Genomic DNA, 13,551 nt, shown 5'->3' with positions numbered 1-13,551 from the left:
CAGCCGATCGGCGAGGTCTCCTGGGTCGAGATCGACAACCACGACGACCTCGCGCGCGGGCGGGAGATCGCGTGCCGGTACTGACGAGGCTCATCCCGTCGCCGGTCGTCGTCGACATCCGCCCGGGTGCCCTCGACGACCTGGCCGCCGTCCTCGCCGACGAGCGCGTCTCGCACTCCGGCCGCCTCGCCGTCGCCGTCAGCGGCGGCTCGGGCGCCCGGCTGCGTGAGCGCGTCGCGCCCCAGTTGCCCGGCGCGAGCTGGCACGAGGTCGGCGGCGGCACCCTGGACGACGCGATCCGCCTGGCCGAGGAGATCCGCGGCGGTCACTACGACGCCGTGGTCGGACTCGGCGGCGGCAAGATCATCGACTGCGCCAAGTACGCCGCGGCGCGGGTCGGTCTGCCGCTCGTCGCCGTGCCGACGAACCTCGCGCACGACGGACTGTGCTCGCCGGTCGCCACCCTGGACAACGACGCGGGCCGGGGCTCCTACGGTGTGCCCAACCCGATCGCCGTCCTGATCGACCTGGACGTCATCCACGACGCCCCGGCGCGCTTCGTGCGCTCCGGCATCGGCGACGCGATCTCCAACGTCTCCGCCATCGCGGACTGGGAGCTGGCCAACCGGGTCAACGGCGAGAAGATCGACGGTCTCGCCGCCGCCATGGCCCGCCAGGCGGGCGAAGCCGTGCTCCGCCACCCCGGCTCCATCGCGGACGACGAGTTCCTCCAGGTCCTCGCCGAGGCGCTGGTCCTCTCCGGCATCGCCATGTCGGTCTCCGGCGACTCGCGCCCCTCCTCGGGCGCCTGCCACGAGATCAACCACGCCTTCGACCTGCTCTTCCCGCAGCGCGCCGCCAGCCACGGCGAGCAGTGCGGCTTCGGCGCCGCCTTCGCGATGTACCTGCGCGGAGCGCACGAGGAATCGGCCCACATGGCCGAGGTGCTGCGCCGGCACGACCTGCCGGTCCGGGCCGAGGACATGGGCTTCACGGCGGACGAGTTCGTCCGCGTCGTGGAGTTCGCGCCCGAGACCAGGCCCGGCCGCTACACGATCCTCGAACACCTCGACCTCAAGCCGACCCAGATCAAGGACATCTACGCCGACTATGTCAAGGCCATCGGTAGCTGAACTCCGTCCGGTCGTCCACCCCGCCGGGGTGAAGGACCGGCGCAGCGGTGAGCACTGGGCGGGACGCCTCTACATGCGCGAGGTGTCCCTGCGTATCGACCGCTACCTGGTCAACACCAGGATCTCGCCCAACCAGCTCACGTACCTGATGACCGTCTGCGGCGTGCTCGCCGCCCCGGCGCTGCTGGTGCCGGGGATCTGGGGCGCCGTCCTCGGCATCGTGGCCACCCAGCTCTATCTGCTGCTGGACTGCGTGGACGGCGAGATCGCCCGCTGGCGCAAGCAGTACTCGCTCGGCGGGGTCTACCTCGACCGGGTCGGCGCCTACCTCACCGACGCCGCCGTCCTGGTCGGACTCGGTCTGCGCGCCGCCGACCTGTTCGGCACCGGACGCATCGACTGGCTGTGGGCGTTCCTCGGCACGCTCGCCGCGCTCGGCGCCATCCTCATCAAGGCGGAGACCGACCTCGTCGGCGTCGCCCGGCACCAGGCGGGGATGCCCCCGGTCAAGGAGTCGGCAGCCGAGCCGCGCTCCTCCGGAATGGCGCTCGCCCGGCGCGCCGCCGCCGCGCTGAAGTTCCACCGCCTCATCCTCGGCATCGAGGCGTCGCTGCTGATCCTGGTGCTCGCGATCGTGGACCAGGCGCGCGGCGACCTGTTCTTCACCCGGCTCGGCACCGCCGTGCTGGCCGGCATCGCCCTGTTGCAGACGGTGCTGCACCTGGTGTCCATTCTCGTGTCCAGCAGGCTGAGGTGAACGGCATGGCCGAGACGCACGGCATGAAGGTCGGCGCGGTCGTCATCACCATGGGCAACCGGCCCGAGGAGCTGCGCGCCCTGCTCGACTCCGTCGCCAAGCAGGAGGGCGACCACGTCCAGGTCGTCGTCGTCGGCAACGGCTCGCCCGTGCCCGACGTCCCCGAGGGCGTGCGCACCGTCGAGCTGCCCGAGAACCTCGGCATCCCCGGCGGACGCAACGTCGGCATCGAGGCGTTCGGACCCGGCGGCAGCGACGTCGACATCCTGCTCTTCCTCGACGACGACGGTCTGCTCGCCCGTTACGACACCGCCGAGCTGTGCCGCGAGGCGTTCGCCGCCGACCCCCGGCTCGGCATCATCAGCTTCCGCATCGCCGACCCCGAGACCGGCGAGACCCAGCGCCGTCACGTGCCCCGGCTGCGCGCCGCCGACCCGATGCGCTCCTCCCGGGTGACCACGTTCCTCGGCGGCGCCAACGCCGTACGCACCAAGGTGTTCACCGAGGTCGGCGGGCTGCCGGACGAGTTCTTCTACGCCCACGAGGAGACCGACCTCGCCTGGCGCGCGCTGAACGCGGGCTGGATGATCGACTACCGCTCCGACATGGTGCTGTTCCACCCGACCACCGCGCCCTCCCGGCACGCGGTCTACCACCGCATGGTCGCCCGCAACCGGGTCTGGCTGGCCCGCCGCAACCTCCCCGCCCTGCTCGTCCCCGTCTACCTCGGGGTCTGGCTGCTGCTCACCCTGCTGCGCCGCCCCTCGGGACCGGCCCTGAAGGCGTGGTTCGGCGGCTTCAAGGAGGGCTGGACCACCCCGTGCGGTCCCCGCCGCCCGATGAGCTGGCGTACCGTGTGGCGGCTGACCCGGCTGGGCCGGCCGCCGGTGATCTGACAAGCTCGACGGTGGCCCCGGGCGAGAAACGGTGCCCCGGGCCGAAAGACGAACGCACGACGTACCCGATGTATACGACGTACTCGACGTACTCGAAGACGAAAGTTTCCACCCGTGAGTGAGACATTCCATGACGGCGGTGTCGCGGTGACCGCGGCCCCGTCGCCCGACGAGGGACTGACGGCGGAGCAACTGGCCGCCAAGTACGGGCTCGCGGTGAGCGGCGCCCGGCCCTCGCTCGTCGAGTACGTCCGCCAGTTGTGGGGCCGGCGCCACTTCATCCTCGCCTTCTCCCAGGCGAAGCTGACCGCGCAGTACAGCCAGGCCAAGCTCGGCCAGCTCTGGCAGGTCGCCACCCCGCTGCTGAACGCGGCCGTCTACTACTTCATCTTCGGTCTGATCCTGCACGCCAGCCGGGGCATGTCCCACGACGTGTACATCCCGTTCCTGGTCACCGGCGTCTTCGTGTTCACCTTCACGCAGAGCTCGATCATGTCCGGCGTCCGCGCGATCTCCGGCAACCTGGGGCTGGTGCGCGCCCTGCACTTCCCGCGCGCCGCGCTGCCCATCTCCTTCTCGCTCCAGCAGCTCCAGCAGTTGCTGTTCTCGATGATCGTCATGTTCCTGGTGGCGATCGGCTTCGGGAACTACCCCCGGCTGTCCTGGCTGCTGATCGTCCCGGTGCTGGTGCTGCAGTTCCTCTTCAACACCGGCATCGCGCTGATCGTGGCGCGCATGGGCGCCAAGACGCCCGACCTCGCCCAGCTCATGCCGTTCATCCTGCGCACCTGGATGTACGCCTCGGGCGTCATGTTCTCCATCAACCACATGCTCGCGGGCAAGCCGGAGTGGATCGTCCGGGTCCTGCAGGCCAACCCCGCCGCCGTCTACATGGACCTCATGCGCTTCGCGCTGATCGACGGCTACGGCGCCTCGAACCTGCCCCCGCACGTGTGGGGTCTCGCCGCCTTCTGGGCCGTGGTGATCTTCGGCGGCGGCTTCGTGTACTTCTGGAAGGCTGAGGAGCGGTACGGCCGTGGCTGAGCACAACACCGGCGAGCGCCGTCCGACCGTCATCGCGGACGAGCTGCACATCGTCTACCGGGTCAACGGCGCCAAGACCGGCAAGGGCAGCGCGACCGCCGCCCTGAGCCGCATCGTCAAGCGCGGCGAGGAGCGCGGGGTGCGCAAGGTGCACGCCGTGCGCGGTGTCTCCTTCGTCGCCTACCGGGGCGAGGCCATCGGTCTGATCGGCTCCAACGGCTCCGGCAAGTCCACCCTGCTGCGCGCCATCGCGGGTCTGCTCCCTGCCGAACAGGGCAAGGTCTACACCGACGGCCAGCCCTCCCTGCTCGGCGTCAACGCCGCCCTGATGAACGACCTGACCGGCGAGCGCAACGTCATCCTGGGCGGTCTCGCGATGGGCATGTCCCGCGAGCAGATCAGGGAGCGCTACCAGGACATCGTCGACTTCTCCGGGATCAACGAGAAGGGCGACTTCATCACCCTGCCGATGCGGACCTACTCCTCCGGCATGGCTGCCCGGCTCCGCTTCTCCATCGCCGCCGCCAAGGACCACGACGTCCTCATGATCGACGAGGCGCTCGCCACCGGCGACCGCAAGTTCCAGAAGCGCTCCGAGGCGCGCATCCGCGAGCTGCGCAAGGAGGCCGGAACGGTCTTCCTGGTGAGCCACAACAACAAGTCGATCCGCGACACCTGCAACCGCGTCCTGTGGCTGGAGCGCGGCGAACTCCGCATGGACGGACCCACCGAAGAGGTCCTCAAGGAGTACGAGAAGTTCACGGGCAAGTGACCCGAGCGGCCCCGGGCCCCGCCGGAACTTCTCCGGCGGGGCCCGGCGTCTGCAAAAGAAGCGTCAACTCCGGGCGTGCGTAGGAATCTTGACGCCAATCGGTGTGTTGTTGTGATGCGCCGGACACCCCGACGGACCCTGTCGCGTTGTACAACGTAAGCTGTACCGGTGCCGGAAACCGGCAAGTAGGGCCATAATGCGCGACACCCTCCGCCGGGCGACCTCCCCCGGAGGGCAGGCGGCGTGTCCGAAATAGTGTGTATCGGTTCCGCAGTGTAGAACGGGAGATGTGACGGCAATGGCTACGGAAACTCCCCAGCTCAGCGCAGCATGTGCCGTCCCCGCCCCGGGCAGCGCGCGGTGACGGGAACCGACACGGCGACGGCACTGGAACGCGCCACTCTGGACAAGGCCACGAGCGAGAACTTCCCCGTGGCCCCTTTCTTCCTGCCGCGCGCCTGGCGCGACGACCTCATGGCCGTCTACGGCTTCGCCCGCCTCGTCGACGACATCGGTGACGGCGACCTCGCCCCCGGCGGCGCCGACGCCCGCGTCCTCGGCGTCCCCGAGGCGGACGCCAAGGACCGCCTCGCCGTCCTCGACGCCTTCGAGACCGACCTGCGCCGCGTCTTCGACGCCACCCCCCGCCACCCGCTGCTGCGGCGCCTGCAGCCCACCGTGCGCCGCTGCCGCATCAGCCCCGAGCCCTTCCTCGGTCTGATCGCCGCCAACCGCCAGGACCAGGTGGTCAAGCGCTACGAGACGTACGACGACCTGCGCGCCTACTGCGAACTGTCCGCCAACCCCGTCGGCCGCCTCGTCCTCGCCGTCACCGGCACGACGACGCCCGAGCGGGTCCGCCTGTCCGACGCGATCTGCACCGCGCTGCAGATCGTCGAACACCTCCAGGACGTCGCCGAGGACCTCGGCCGCGACCGGATCTATCTGCCCGCAGAGGACATGAAGCGCTTCCACGTCCAGGAGTCCGACCTCACCGCCAAGAGCGCCGGCGCATCGGTGCGCGCGCTGGTCGCGTACGAATCACAACGCGCCCGCGATCTGCTGAATGAAGGCGCCCCCCTCGTGGGTAGCGTCCACGGCAGGCTCAAGCTGCTGCTCGCGGGGTTCGTGGCGGGGGGAAGGGCGGCGGTCGACGCGATCGCCGCCGCCGGATTCGACGTCCTTCCCGGCCCTCCAAGACCCGGCAGGCTCCGGCTGCTGCGCGAGGTGGGCGTGACCCTGCGAGGAGAGGGGTGATGCGGTCCGTGGAGTCCTCACCGCACGTGTCCGCACCGGTACTCGCCGCCTACCGCTACTGCGAGACGGTCACCGGCCAGCAGGCCCGCAACTTCGCCTACGGCATCCGCCTGCTGCCCACGCCCAAGCGCCGCGCCATGTCCGCGCTGTACGCCTTCTCCCGGCGCGTGGACGACATCGGCGACGGCGAGCTGCCCGACGACGTCAAGGTCGCGCGCCTGGAGGAGACCAGGGCGCTGCTCACCCGCGTCCACGCGGGCGAGGTCGAGGAGGACGACACCGACCCGGTGGCCGTCGCCCTCGCGGACGCCGCCCGCGCCTTCCCGATCCCGCTCGGCGGTCTGGACGAGCTGATCGACGGCGTCCAGATGGACGTGCGCGGCGAGAGCTACGAGACCTGGGACGACCTCAAGGTCTACTGCCGCTGCGTCGCCGGAGCCATCGGACGCCTCTCGCTCGGCGTCTTCGGCACCGAACCCGGCGCCCGCGGCGCCGAACGCGCCGCCGAGTACGCCGACACCCTCGGTCTCGCGCTCCAGCTCACCAACATCCTGCGCGACGTCCGCGAGGACGCCGAGGGAGGCCGCACCTATCTGCCCTCCGACGACCTCGCCAAGTTCGGCTGCTCCGCCGGGTTCGCCGGACCCACCCCGCCCGAGGGCTCCGACTTCGCGGGACTCGTCCACTTCGAGGTCCGCCGCGCCCGCGCCCTGTTCGCCGAGGGCTACCGGCTGCTGCCCATGCTCGACCGGCGCAGCGGCGCCTGCGTCGCCGCCATGGCCGGCATCTACCGCCGCCTGCTCGACCGCATCGAGCGCGACCCCGAGGCGGTGCTGCGCGGGCGCGTCTCGCTGCCCGGCCGCGAGAAGGCGTACGTCGCCGTGCGCGGACTGTCCGGGCTCGACACCCGGCACGTCAACCGCCAGACCGTCAGGAGGCGCGCCTGATGGCCCCGGCGGACGAGGCGGGCTCCACCCGTCCGGCAGGACGGGCAACCCCGGAGTGCGGCGTGGCGTCCCTGACTGCGACGGCCGAGCGTGCACCGTTCAACCAGCACGCGCGGCACGCAGGGAAGGACGCACGATGAGCGACGGCGCACGCCCCGCCGAGGCGCACTCCGGCCCTCCGGCACCCGCGGACGGCACACCGCGGCACGCCGTCGTGGTCGGCGGCGGTCTCGCCGGGACCACCGCTGCCCTCGCCCTCGCCGACGCCGGCGTCCGCGTCACCCTCCTCGAAGGCCGCCCCCGCCTGGGCGGACTCGCCTTCTCCTTCCAGCGCGACGGACTGACCGTGGACAACGGCCAGCACGTCTACCTGCGCTGCTGCACCGCCTACCGCTGGTTCCTCGACCGCATCGAGGGCACCGCGCTGGCACCGTTGCAGAACCGCCTCGACGTACCCGTCGTCGACGCCGACAAGCCCGAGGGCAGACGGCTCGGCAGGCTACGGCGCGACCCGCTGCCCGTCCCCCTCCACCTGGGGCGCAGCCTGGCCGCCTATCCGCACCTCTCGCTCGCCGAGCGGGCCGCGGTCGGACGCGCCGCGCTCGCGCTCAAGGGACTCGACCCCACCGATCCAGCCCTGGACACCCAGGACTTCGGCGGCTGGCTGACCGCGCACGGCCAGTCGGCGCGCGCCGTCGAGGCACTGTGGGACCTGGTCGGTGTCGCCACCCTCAACGCGGTCGCAGGCGACGCCTCGCTGGGACTCGCCGCGATGGTGTTCAAGACCGGTCTGCTGTCCGACCCGGGCGCGGCCGACATCGGCTGGGCCCACGTCCCGCTGGGCGAACTGCACGACCGGCTCGCCCGCAAGGCGCTCGACTCCGCGGGCGTGCGCACCGAGGTCCGTACACGCGTCACCTCCCTTACCCAGAACGAGAACGGCGGCTGGAGCGTTCAGGTTCCCGGCGAGACGCTCGACGCCGACGCCGTCGTCCTCGCCGTACCCCAGCGCGAGGCGCACGACCTGCTGCCGCCCGGCGCGCTCGACGACCCCGGTCGGCTGCTGCGCATCGGCACCGCCCCGATCCTCAACGTCCATGTCGTGTACGACCGCCGCGTCCTCGCCCGGCCCTTCTTCGCCGCGCTCGGCTCGCCCGTGCAGTGGGTCTTCGACCGCACCGCCGCCTCCGGGCTGAACACCGGTCAGTATCTGGCGCTGTCCCAGTCGGCCGCCCAGGACGAGATCGACACCCCCGTCGCCGAACTCCGCGAGCGCTATCTGCCCGAGCTGGAACGGCTGATCCCCGGCACCCGCGCCGCCCGCGTGCTGGACTTCTTCGTGACCCGCGAGCGCACCGCCACGTTCGCCCCCGCCCCCGGCGTCGGACGACTGCGGCCCGGCGCCCGCACCAAGGCACCCGGCCTGTACCTGGCCGGAGCGTGGACCGCCACCGGGTGGCCCGCGACCATGGAGAGTGCGGTCCGCAGCGGCGTGAGCGCGGCCGACGCCGCCCTCGGCGCCCTCGGCCGGCCCCGCCCCCGCCACCTCTTCGCTTTCGAGGAGGCGGCGTGATGCTCGATCAGGAGCGAGCGGGCCGGTCCCGCACCCCCGGTACCGCAACAAGAGGAGAGACTGTGCCCACTGTGCCGCCCCCGGCCTCGACCGCCGCAGACGCGGTGGACGTGACCGCGCTGCTGGAGCGCGGCCGCACCCTGGCCACCCCGGTCCTGCGCGCGGCCGTCGACCGGCTGGCGCCGCCCATGGACACCGTCGCCGCCTACCACTTCGGCTGGATCGACGCGGCGGGCAACCCGGCAGAGGGCGACGGCGGCAAGGCCGTACGCCCCGCGCTCGCGGTCCTCTCCGCCGAGGTCACCGGCGCCGCCCCCGAGGTCGGCGTGCCCGGCGCCGTCGCCGTCGAACTGGTCCACAACTTCTCGCTGCTGCACGACGACCTGATGGACGGCGACGAGCAGCGCCGCCACCGCGACACCGTCTGGAAGGTGCACGGCCCCGCCCAGGCCATCCTGGTCGGCGACGCCCTCTTCGCCCTCGGCAACGAGGTCCTGCTGGAACTCGGCACCGTCGAGGCGGGGCGCGCCACCCGCCGCCTGACCACCGCCACCCGCGCCCTGATCGACGGTCAGGCCCAGGACATCTCCTACGAGCACCGCGACCGCGTCAGCGTCGAGGAGTGCCTGGAGATGGAGGGCAACAAGACCGGCGCCCTGCTCGCCTGCGCCTCCTCCATCGGCGCGGTCCTCGGCGGCGCCGGTGACGCCACCGCCGACGCGCTGGAACGGTACGGCTACCACCTCGGGCTCGCCTTCCAGGCCGTCGACGACCTGCTCGGCATCTGGGGCGACCCGGAGTCCACCGGCAAGCAGACCTGGAGCGACCTGCGCCAGCGCAAGAAGTCCCTGCCCGTGGTCGCCGCGCTCGCCGCGGGCGGACCCGCCTCCGAGCGTCTCGGCGAGATCCTCGCCGCCGACGCCAAGAGCAGCGACTTCGCGAACTTCTCCGAGGCCGAGTTCGCGGCCCGCGCCGCCCTCATCGAGGAGGCGGGCGGCCGCGAGTGGACGGCCGAGGAGGCCCGGCGCCAGCACACCGTCGCCGTCGAGGCTCTCGACGCCGTCGACATGCCCGACCGGGTGCGGGCCGCCTTCACGGCGCTCGCCGACTTCGTCGTCGTCAGGAAGAGATGATCACTATCGGCCGAATAACCCTCGCGTAGTCGCCGGCCGGTGCGGCGCGATGACCGACACCGGCCGACGGCGGACCCACAGCAGCACGACTCGCACGACTGCACAAAGGGGAAGCCATGACAGCGACGACCGACGGAAGCACCGGGGCGGCCATCCCGCCCCGTGCCGACGCGGCCAGCGACACCGACAGCACCACCCCCGAGGCGGCCGGGGTACCCGAGGCCGCCGAACGCGCCGTCCGCCGCGCCACGGACTTCCTGCTCTCCCTGCAGGACCCCGAGGGCTGGTGGAAGGGCGACCTGGAGACCAACGTCACCATGGACGCCGAGGACCTGCTCCTGCGCCAGTTCCTCGGCATCCGCGACGAGGCCACCACCCACGCCGCCGCCCGCTACATCCGGGGCGAGCAGCGCGCGGACGGCGCCTGGCCCACCTTCTACGGCGGTCCCGGCGAACTCTCCGCCACCATCGAGGCGTACGTCGCCCTGCGCCTGGCCGGAGACGCCCCGGGCGCCCCCCACATGGCCCGTGCCTCCGCCTGGGTCCGCGAGCACGGCGGCATCGCCTCCGCCCGCGTCTTCACCCGGATCTGGCTCGCCCTGTTCGGCTGGTGGAAGTGGGAGGACCTGCCCGAACTCCCCCCGGAACTCATCTGGTTCCCCACCTGGCTGCCGCTCAACATCTACGACTTCGGCTGCTGGGCGCGGCAGACCATCGTGCCGCTCACCATCGTCTCCGCCAAGCGCCCGGTACGCCCCGCGCCCTTCGCGCTGGACGAGCTGCACACCGACCCCGCCAACCCCAACCCGCCCAAGCCCTTCGCACCGGTTGCCAGTTGGGACGGCGCCTTCCAGCGCCTTGACCGCGTGGTGCACAAGCTGCGCCGCGCCGTGCCGCGCCGTCTGCGGCAGGCGGCGATCGGCAGCGCCGCCCGGTGGATCATCGAACGCCAGGAGAACGACGGCTGCTGGGGCGGTATCCAGCCCCCCGCCGTCTACTCGGTCATCGCCCTGCACCTGCTCGGCTACGACCTCGAACACCCTGTCATGCGCGCCGGGTTGGAGTCCCTGGACCGCTTCGCCGTCTGGCGCGAGGACGGCTCCCGCATGATCGAGGCGTGCCAGTCCCCGGTGTGGGACACCTGCCTCGCCACCATCGCCCTGGCCGACGCCGGACTCCCCGCCGACGACCCGCGGTTGGTCAAGGCGGCCGACTGGATGCTGGGCGAGGAGATCCGCCGTCCCGGCGACTGGTCCGTCAAGCGCCCCCAACTCCCGCCCGGCGGATGGGCGTTCGAGTTCCACAACGACAACTACCCCGACATCGACGACACCGCCGAGGTCGCCCTCGCCCTGCGCCGGGTCCGTCATCCCCAACCCGCCCGCGTGGACGGGGCGATCGGCCGCGCCGTGCGCTGGAACCTCGGGATGCAGTCGAAGAACGGCGCCTGGGGCGCCTTCGACGTCGACAACACCAGCCCGTTCCCCAACCGGCTGCCCTTCTGCGACTTCGGCGAGGTCATCGACCCGCCCTCCGCCGACGTCACCGCGCACGTCGTGGAGATGCTCGCCGCCGAGGGACTCGCCCACGACCCGCGCACCCGGCGCGGCATCGACTGGCTGCTCGCCGAACAGGAGGCGGACGGCTCGTGGTTCGGCCGCTGGGGCGTCAACTACGTCTACGGCACCGGCTCCGTCGTCCCCGCCCTCACCGCCGCCGGACTCCCCGCCTCGCACCCGGCGATCCGCCGTGCGGTCGCCTGGCTGGAGCGCGTCCAGAACGACGACGGCGGTTGGGGCGAGGACCTGCGCTCCTACAAGTACGTCGAGGAATGGAGCGGTCGCGGCACCTCCACCGCCTCCCAGACCGCCTGGGCGCTCATGGCTCTTCTCGCGGCCGGGGAGAAGGACTCCAAAGCCGTCGAACGCGGCGTCCGCTGGCTCGCCGAGACCCAGCGCGAGGACGGCTCCTGGGACGAACCCTCCTTCACCGGCACCGGCTTCCCCTGGGACTTCTCCATCAACTACCACCTCTACCGGCAGGTTTTCCCGCTCACCGCGCTCGGCCGCTATCTCCACGGCGACCCCTTCGACAAGGCACCCCTCGCCACCGCAGGAGGCAGGCGCGCCGGGTCCGAGGGCCGCTGAATGAGCACCCGGCCCGCCCCGGCACCGCTGCTGATCGCCTGCGCGCTCGGCATCGAACGCCTCGCCCTGCGCACCGGCGAACGCGCTGCCCTGCGCACCGGCGAGCGCGGCGGCGTGGGCACCCGGCCCGTCGTCGTCCGCACGGGCATGGGTCCGCGCGCGGCGCAGCGGGCCGTCGGCCGGATGCTGGCCACGCCGGAACTCGCCGGGGCCGCCGTCCTGGCCACCGGCTTCTGCGCCGGGCTCGCGCCCGGCATGCACCCCGGTGACCTCGTGGTCGCCGAGGAGACCCGAGACCCGCGCGGCACCGTGCCGTGCGTCCGTACCGATCTGCTCGTCAAGGAGCTGACCCGGGCCCTGCCCGGCCGCACCGTCCACACCGGTCCCCTGACCGGTTCCGACCACGTGGTGCGCGGACCGGAGCGCGCCGACCTCCTGGCCACCGGCGCCATCGCCGTGGACATGGAGTCGGCCGCCACCCTGCTCACCGCCGTCCGCGCGGGCACCCGCCCGGTTGCGGCCGTACGGGTGGTCGTGGACGCTCCTGAACATGAACTCGTCCGCATCGGAACGGTACGCGGTGGAATATCGGCCTTCCGCGTGCTGCGTTCCGTGCTTCCCGCGTTTTTCGAATGGCACCGTTCTTTGCCGCTCCCCCGGAGGTGAGCCAGATGGCCATGCCGTTGCGTCAGTCCATCAAGGTCGCTACGTACCTGGCGGAACAGAAGCTCCGCAAGCGGGACAAGTTCCCGCTGATCGTCGAGCTGGAACCGCTCTTCGCCTGTAACCTGAAGTGCGAGGGCTGCGGCAAGATCCAGCACCCGGCCGGGGTGCTCAAGCAGCGGATGCCCGTCGCCCAGGCGGTGGGCGCGGTGCTGGAGTCCGGTGCACCGATGGTGTCCATCGCCGGTGGCGAGCCGCTGATGCACCCGCAGATCGACGAGATCGTGCGCCAGCTCGTCGCCAAGCGCAAATACGTCTTCCTGTGCACCAACGCCATGCTGCTGCGCAAGAAGATGGACAAGTTCACCCCGTCGCCGTACTTCGCCTTCGCGGTGCACATCGACGGGCTGCGCGAGCGGCACGACGAGTCCGTGGCCAAGGAGGGCGTGTTCGACGAGGCCGTGGAGGCCATCAAGGAGGCTCAGCGGCGCGGATTCCGCGTCACCACCAACTCCACGTTCTTCAACACCGACACCCCGCAGACCATCGTCGAGGTCCTCAACTTCCTCAACGACGACCTCAAGGTGGACGAGATGATGATCTCGCCCGCCTACGCCTACGAGAAGGCACCCGACCAGGAGCACTTCCTCGGCGTCGAGCAGACCCGCGAGCTGTTCAAGAAGGCGTTCTCCGGCGGCAACCGCAGGCGCTGGCGGCTCAACCACTCCCCGCTCTTCCTGGACTTCCTGGAGGGCAAGGTCGACTTCCCCTGCACCGCCTGGGCGATCCCCAACTACTCCCTCTTCGGCTGGCAGCGTCCCTGCTACCTCATGAGCGACGGCTACGTGCCCACGTACCGCGAGCTCATCGAGGAGACCGACTGGGACAAGTACGGCCGCGGCAAGGACCCGCGCTGCGCCAACTGCATGGCGCACTGCGGCTACGAGCCCACCGCCGTCCTCGCCACCATGGGCTCCCTCAAGGAGTCCCTGCGGGCCATGCGCGAGACCGTCTCGGGAAACCGGGAGTGAGGCCGTGACCGCCGTATCCCTGGGCGTTCCCGAGGTACCGCCCCGGGCGCTCGCACCCCGACGGACATCGCGCCGGATTCACGTGGGCGCGGTGCCCGTCGGCGGCGGGGCGCCGGTGTCCGTGCAGTCCATGACGACGACGCGTACGTCGGACATCGGCTCGACGCTGCAGCAGATCGCCGAGCTGACGGCGTCGGG

General features: G+C 71.6%; 14 protein-coding genes and 1 pseudogene. All 15 read left to right on the top strand.

Annotated features, from left to right (window positions below; genetic code table 11):
- Window positions 1–84: pseudogene (locus IF655_RS30800) on the top strand (phosphocholine cytidylyltransferase family protein); the annotation flags it as partial.
- A complete protein-coding gene (locus IF655_RS30795; RefSeq protein WP_199588512.1) occupies window positions 72–1,133 on the top strand; it encodes an iron-containing alcohol dehydrogenase family protein in 1,062 nt (353 codons plus the stop codon). The pseudogene IF655_RS30800 and the gene IF655_RS30795, both read left to right, overlap by 13 nt.
- Complete coding sequence (locus IF655_RS30790) at window positions 1,111–1,890, top strand: CDP-alcohol phosphatidyltransferase family protein (protein WP_078495963.1); 780 nt, start codon at window positions 1,111–1,113, stop codon at window positions 1,888–1,890. The genes IF655_RS30795 and IF655_RS30790 overlap by 23 nt, the downstream gene beginning before the upstream one ends.
- Before the next feature lie 23 nt (window positions 1,891–1,913).
- Complete coding sequence (locus IF655_RS30785; protein ID WP_199588516.1) at window positions 1,914–2,786, top strand: glycosyltransferase family 2 protein; 873 nt, start codon at window positions 1,914–1,916, stop codon at window positions 2,784–2,786.
- Between the two features lie 114 nt (window positions 2,787–2,900).
- Complete coding sequence (locus IF655_RS30780) at window positions 2,901–3,830, top strand: ABC transporter permease (RefSeq protein ID WP_199588510.1); 930 nt, start codon at window positions 2,901–2,903, stop codon at window positions 3,828–3,830.
- A complete protein-coding gene (locus IF655_RS30775) occupies window positions 3,823–4,602 on the top strand; it encodes an ABC transporter ATP-binding protein (protein ID WP_199588508.1) in 780 nt (259 codons plus the stop codon). The genes IF655_RS30780 and IF655_RS30775 overlap by 8 nt, the downstream gene beginning before the upstream one ends.
- Before the next feature lie 330 nt (window positions 4,603–4,932).
- Window positions 4,933–5,859, top strand: a complete 927-nt coding sequence (gene hpnC, locus IF655_RS30770; RefSeq protein ID WP_199588506.1) for a squalene synthase HpnC — start codon at window positions 4,933–4,935, stop codon at window positions 5,857–5,859.
- Window positions 5,856–6,806, top strand: coding sequence for a presqualene diphosphate synthase HpnD (gene hpnD / locus IF655_RS30765; RefSeq protein WP_199588504.1), 951 nt, complete (start codon window positions 5,856–5,858; stop codon window positions 6,804–6,806). The genes hpnC and hpnD overlap by 4 nt, the downstream gene beginning before the upstream one ends.
- The gene (locus tag IF655_RS31855; protein ID WP_374100478.1) at window positions 6,806–6,946 is read left to right on the top strand and encodes a DUF6380 family protein; all 141 of its coding nucleotides are present in this window, start codon (window positions 6,806–6,808) and stop codon (window positions 6,944–6,946) included. The genes hpnD and IF655_RS31855 overlap by 1 nt, the downstream gene beginning before the upstream one ends.
- A complete protein-coding gene (gene hpnE / locus IF655_RS30760) occupies window positions 6,943–8,379 on the top strand; it encodes a hydroxysqualene dehydroxylase HpnE (RefSeq protein ID WP_199588502.1) in 1,437 nt (478 codons plus the stop codon). The genes IF655_RS31855 and hpnE overlap by 4 nt, the downstream gene beginning before the upstream one ends.
- A complete protein-coding gene (locus IF655_RS30755) occupies window positions 8,379–9,512 on the top strand; it encodes a polyprenyl synthetase family protein (protein ID WP_199588514.1) in 1,134 nt (377 codons plus the stop codon). The genes hpnE and IF655_RS30755 overlap by 1 nt, the downstream gene beginning before the upstream one ends.
- A 116-nt stretch (window positions 9,513–9,628) precedes the next feature.
- Window positions 9,629–11,659: a squalene--hopene cyclase gene (shc, locus tag IF655_RS30750; protein ID WP_199588500.1), complete on the top strand. Its 2,031-nt coding sequence runs from the start codon at window positions 9,629–9,631 to the stop codon at window positions 11,657–11,659.
- Window positions 11,660–12,325, top strand: coding sequence for a 1-hydroxy-2-methyl-2-butenyl 4-diphosphate reductase (locus IF655_RS30745; RefSeq protein WP_199588498.1), 666 nt, complete (start codon window positions 11,660–11,662; stop codon window positions 12,323–12,325).
- A gap of 5 nt (window positions 12,326–12,330) precedes the next feature.
- Window positions 12,331–13,353 carry an adenosyl-hopene transferase HpnH gene (hpnH, locus tag IF655_RS30740; RefSeq protein ID WP_199588496.1) on the top strand — a complete coding sequence of 341 codons (1,023 nt, stop codon included), beginning with the start codon at window positions 12,331–12,333 and terminating at the stop codon, window positions 13,351–13,353.
- 4 nt (window positions 13,354–13,357) lie between these two features.
- The coding region (locus IF655_RS30735) for a flavodoxin-dependent (E)-4-hydroxy-3-methylbut-2-enyl-diphosphate synthase (protein ID WP_199588494.1) at window positions 13,358–13,551 on the top strand (194 nt) is incomplete at its 3' end.

The sequence above is a fragment of the Streptomyces sp. DSM 110735 genome, assembly GCF_016482685.1.
Classification (GTDB): Bacteria; Actinomycetota; Actinomycetes; order Streptomycetales; family Streptomycetaceae; genus Streptomyces.
Note: the sequence above shows the minus strand (reverse complement) of the source record. Positions and strands in the feature narration are given on the sequence as shown.

What these genes read in the sequence shown, in the direction of transcription:
- IF655_RS30790 (WP_078495963.1), top strand. Translation starts at nt 1,111, where the DNA reads ATGTCAAGGCCATCGGTAGCTGAACTCCGTCCGGTCGTCCACCCCGCC.
- IF655_RS30755 (WP_199588514.1), top strand. Translation starts at nt 8,379, where the DNA reads ATGCTCGATCAGGAGCGAGCGGGCCGGTCCCGCACCCCCGGTACCGCA.
- hpnE (WP_199588502.1), top strand. Translation starts at nt 6,943, where the DNA reads ATGAGCGACGGCGCACGCCCCGCCGAGGCGCACTCCGGCCCTCCGGCA.
- IF655_RS30745 (WP_199588498.1), top strand. Translation starts at nt 11,660, where the DNA reads ATGAGCACCCGGCCCGCCCCGGCACCGCTGCTGATCGCCTGCGCGCTC.
- IF655_RS31855 (WP_374100478.1), top strand. Translation starts at nt 6,806, where the DNA reads ATGGCCCCGGCGGACGAGGCGGGCTCCACCCGTCCGGCAGGACGGGCA.
- IF655_RS30785 (WP_199588516.1), top strand. Translation starts at nt 1,914, where the DNA reads ATGAAGGTCGGCGCGGTCGTCATCACCATGGGCAACCGGCCCGAGGAG.
- shc (WP_199588500.1), top strand. Translation starts at nt 9,629, where the DNA reads ATGACAGCGACGACCGACGGAAGCACCGGGGCGGCCATCCCGCCCCGT.
- hpnH (WP_199588496.1), top strand. Translation starts at nt 12,331, where the DNA reads ATGGCCATGCCGTTGCGTCAGTCCATCAAGGTCGCTACGTACCTGGCG.
- hpnC (WP_199588506.1), top strand. Translation starts at nt 4,933, where the DNA reads ATGTGCCGTCCCCGCCCCGGGCAGCGCGCGGTGACGGGAACCGACACG.